The organism is Protofrankia sp. Cas3 (assembly GCF_963555955.1).
Classification (GTDB): domain Bacteria; phylum Actinomycetota; class Actinomycetes; order Frankiales; family Frankiaceae; genus Protofrankia.
Genome location: NZ_CAUVXP010000282.1, coordinates 1 through 3,644, shown reverse-complemented (window position 1 = coordinate 3,644; position 3,644 = coordinate 1). Strand labels below are relative to the sequence as shown.

The 3,644-nt window shown below is 67.9% G+C and carries 3 protein-coding genes and 1 pseudogene; 3 read left to right on the top strand and 1 reads right to left on the bottom strand.

The features are described 5' to 3' along the window. The 3 genes from U9983_RS27120 to U9983_RS27110 all read left to right on the top strand — a co-directional run. On the top strand, positions 1-966 hold a 966-nt coding region (locus tag U9983_RS27120), incomplete at its 5' end, for a hypothetical protein (protein WP_322756736.1). 190 nt (positions 967-1,156) lie between these two features. Further along, positions 1,157-2,212 (top strand): hypothetical protein, encoded by a 1,056-nt coding sequence (locus U9983_RS27115; RefSeq protein WP_322756735.1) that lies wholly within the window; start codon positions 1,157-1,159, stop codon positions 2,210-2,212. A 260-nt stretch (positions 2,213-2,472) separates the two neighbouring features. Beyond that, on the top strand, positions 2,473-3,015 hold the full coding sequence (locus U9983_RS27110) for a hypothetical protein (RefSeq protein ID WP_322756734.1): 543 nt from the start codon (positions 2,473-2,475) through the stop codon (positions 3,013-3,015). A gap of 14 nt (positions 3,016-3,029) precedes the next feature. On the opposite strand, the pseudogene U9983_RS27105 reads toward U9983_RS27110, so the two are convergent. After that, positions 3,030-3,644 (bottom strand): annotated as a pseudogene (locus tag U9983_RS27105) (hypothetical protein); the annotation flags it as partial.

Genomic DNA, 3,644 nt, shown 5'->3' with positions numbered 1-3,644 from the left:
GACGGTGCCCCCTATTCGGGCGGCGTCCTGCACGCCGGGACGCACACGCTCGCGGTGACGTTCACCCCGACCGACAACGCTGACTACGCACCAGCGGCGTCCACCGTCATGTTGGTCGTCGACCAGGCGCCGCAGATCCTGACGATCGCCGCCGTCGCCAAGCAGGTTTACGGCGTGGCTCCGTTCACGGTCGCCGTCACCGGCGGTGCGTCCGGACGACCGGTGGTCGTCACTCCCACGCCCGTAAGCCCGTGCACCGCCTCCAGTGTCAGCGGCGGGTTTGTCACGATCACAGTGACCGGGGCCGGAACCTGCGTCCTGACCGCGACGCAGGACGGCACCGCCGACTACAGCGACGCCGTACCGCGACAGCTGAGCTTCGTCGTGGACAAGCGACAAGCCAGCGTGACCCTGGCCGCCATCCCGACCCACACCTACGGCGACGCGCCCTTCAGCGTGAATGCGGCTGGTACCGGCTCAACCGCTCCGGTCGTACTCACCGCCGGACCCTCGTCGGTGTGCAACCTGTCGGGCACGACGGTGAGCCTCACCGGTCCGGGCACCTGCACCGTCACGGCTGACCAGGCGGGCGACGCCAACTACTACGCGTCACCAACGGTCAAGATCAGCTTCGCCGTCACATGCGGCGTCCGGGTTCTGACGGACCTGACCAAGCCAGTCAGGTCTGGCGCGACGCTGCCGATCCAGTTGCAACTCGTTGGCAGCGGCGGCGGAAACCTCTGGAGCTCCTCGATCACGGTGCATGCCATCGGTGTCGACGGATCGTCCGTCGCCCCGGCTCCCGGCAACAGCCAGCCCGGCCAGGACTTCCGCTTCGTCGCATCACCTCCGGGCTACCAGTACAACGTGAAGACGACCGGGCTCAGTGCTGGCACACACATCCTGTCCTACGTGGTGGGCACCGACCCCGTGGTCCATACGGTTACCTTCACGGTCACCAACTGAAACGCCTCGTTGAGAGCGCCTGACAATAGGTGGTAGATATCATCAACCAGTGGTCGATCGCTACCGGCAGGGAGATGAAGGCACGACGCACCACGATCACGCCCCGTGGCACGGGAAGGCCATTGGCAGTCGCCACCACGCCGCCGTCCAGCAACGGCTCCAAGGCCTGATCCCGTGGACGGAGCCGAAGATGGCGCTGGGAAAGCGGCACGGGGGCACGATGGTCCCGTTGGCGCTCGCAATGCTGGCGTCGGTCTGTATCGCAACGGTCGGCTGCACTGGATCCGGCGGAACACCGTCCACCCCACCGGCACGTAGCGGTGTCACCGCCGACAGTGGCGGGGCCGCTTCCACCATGGGGAATCCGGGGCCGGCGCCGCCACGCACGCTGGCGGCTGTCACGACCGCCGGGGCGGTGGTGCTTCTGGATCCCGTCAGTGGCAGGGCCATCCGTACCCTGCGCGGCAGCGGGGCCGTCGGGGACTCGCTGGCGGTGAGTCCCGACGGCCGATCGGTGTTCTACGAGGTTGGCGTCGGCTGCCAGCACCAGGTATGGCGCATCGGCACGGACGGCGGCGACCCGACGATCATCGCGTCCGCGGGCAGCAAGCCAGCGATCAGTCCGAACGGCACGAGTCTCGCGTACGCGACGCAGTACTTCGACTGCTCCCCCGGGGACAACCCGACCGCCGGTTACCAGGTCGTCGTGGTCAATCTGACGACCCACGCCGAGCGGCGTTTTCCGATGCCTCCGGGGAGGGCAGCCAGTGGGTTGCCGGCACCGGTCACGCACCTGTCGTGGTCGCCCGACGGCACCCGCCTGGCCGTGTCGGTTGGCTCCGCAGAGGACAACGAAGGCTGGGACCTGGTCACGATGAGCCCTTCGACGGAGTCGTACTACCTGCAGGACGACGGCTCCGGCGCCGTGCCACTCACCGCTGCGGAGAAGGGAAGCTTCTACTACGAGGGCGTGTACATGCCGAACGGCCACTTGTTCGTCGTGCGGCAGTGCTGCGGCGGTTACCCGCCGGTGACCACGTCGGTGCTGCTGCAGGAGGTCGACCCGGCGACGGGTGCGCCGCTTCGTCAGATCGCGACCGGGCTCACCAGCAAGACGCATACCAGCCTGGACGTGGATGCCGGCGGGCACTGGCTGCTGTACCTGTCAGGCACCGATCTTGAGGTTTCCAGTGATGGCGCCAAGCCCACGACGCTTGCCTCAGGCTACCGGGCGGCCGCGTGGTAAGCGGAACCATGCCAGGCGACCGAAGAGCGTCAGCTCCTGGAGTCGCCGGATGGGCGCTGGAGGCCGGACTGTGCCGGTGGGCGCGTTGGCGGCGAGGATGCTGCGGACGCTGGACATAAGAGCGCCCGGCAACAGGGGCATGGATCAAGGAACGTGCCTCGGCCCCGCGACGCCGCGTCCCCTATTGTTGGTCGCTCTTAGTGAAGCCTGCTGCCCGGGATATCCCAGTCGCCTGGGAGGCGCGGCTACTGGAGGTCTCGATGAGCCGGAACGGAACGCCCCGACAGCTTCGGACGGTGACGGCTGGCACAGCCGCGGGCCTGACACTCCTTCTCGGTGCCTGCGGCGGATCGACCCCGGCCACGCCGACCACGACCCCCCACACGTCTCCTGCCGCTCGGCCTACCGACGAACCGACCGACCTGTCCACCGACCTGCTGACGCCCTCACCCACACCGATCCCCCCAGGGCAGACGGGCCCACAGGCGACCCCGACGACCGGCATCGACGCGCTCGGGACAACGATCGTTCCCCCGGGCTTCCCGTTCCCGACAGGAGCGATCCCCGCAGTCACCCTGTCCAGACCCCGAGACGCGGCGATCGCACTGACAGGCGTTACCACCGACGACGCGGTCACGTTCTACCGGCAGACAATGCCCACTGACGGTTACCAGCTCAAGCAGCAGAGCGTGTCCGCGAACAAGGCAAAACTGACCTTCACAGGGCATCGTGAAAGCGTCGAACTCCTCGCGAACAGCATCGGCGGCACCCCGCACATCGTCCTCATCTTCATCCGCCAGTAGGACTCGGCGGCCGGCTACTCCTCGGAACGGCGACGCCGGCCTACCAGAACCATCGTGGTCCCACGCGTGTCCCGCGGCTGCGCCGGCCCCTGTTCCTCGTCGCCGTCGCCGTCGCCGTCGCCGTCCAGATCCTCCAGATCCTCCAGATCCTCGGAGTCAGCGTCCTCGCCGTCGTCTTCCGCCCGATCCGCGATGCCGTCTGCCCTGGCCGACATCGCGGACCTACCGGAATCGCCCGGTGACCGGGTGGCACCCTTTGAACCCGCATCGCCCCGCGAGCCGGTGGCGCGCCGGCCGCGGACCGCGGCGGCCAGAGCCGCACCCCGGCCGGTAAAGGCCCCCTCGGCCGCGAAGCACACCGTGACCGAAAGAATGAGACCGAGCGCGACTACACCGAGTAGCGCCTGGATCTGACTCCCGTGGAGTACATCGGGCTCGGTCGAGGAAATAAGCTGGCTGGCCCGGATCATCGCATCCTTCGGCACGTTCTGCATGACCTGCAGCTTTTCAAGCTCGGTCCCGGCCACCTTCACCAGCACGGATGCCGTGTTGGTCGCGGCGGCCGGCGATGCGTCCGTGGCGGCAATCTCCAGCACCGGAGAACCATCGGCGACCAGCACGATGGTGAA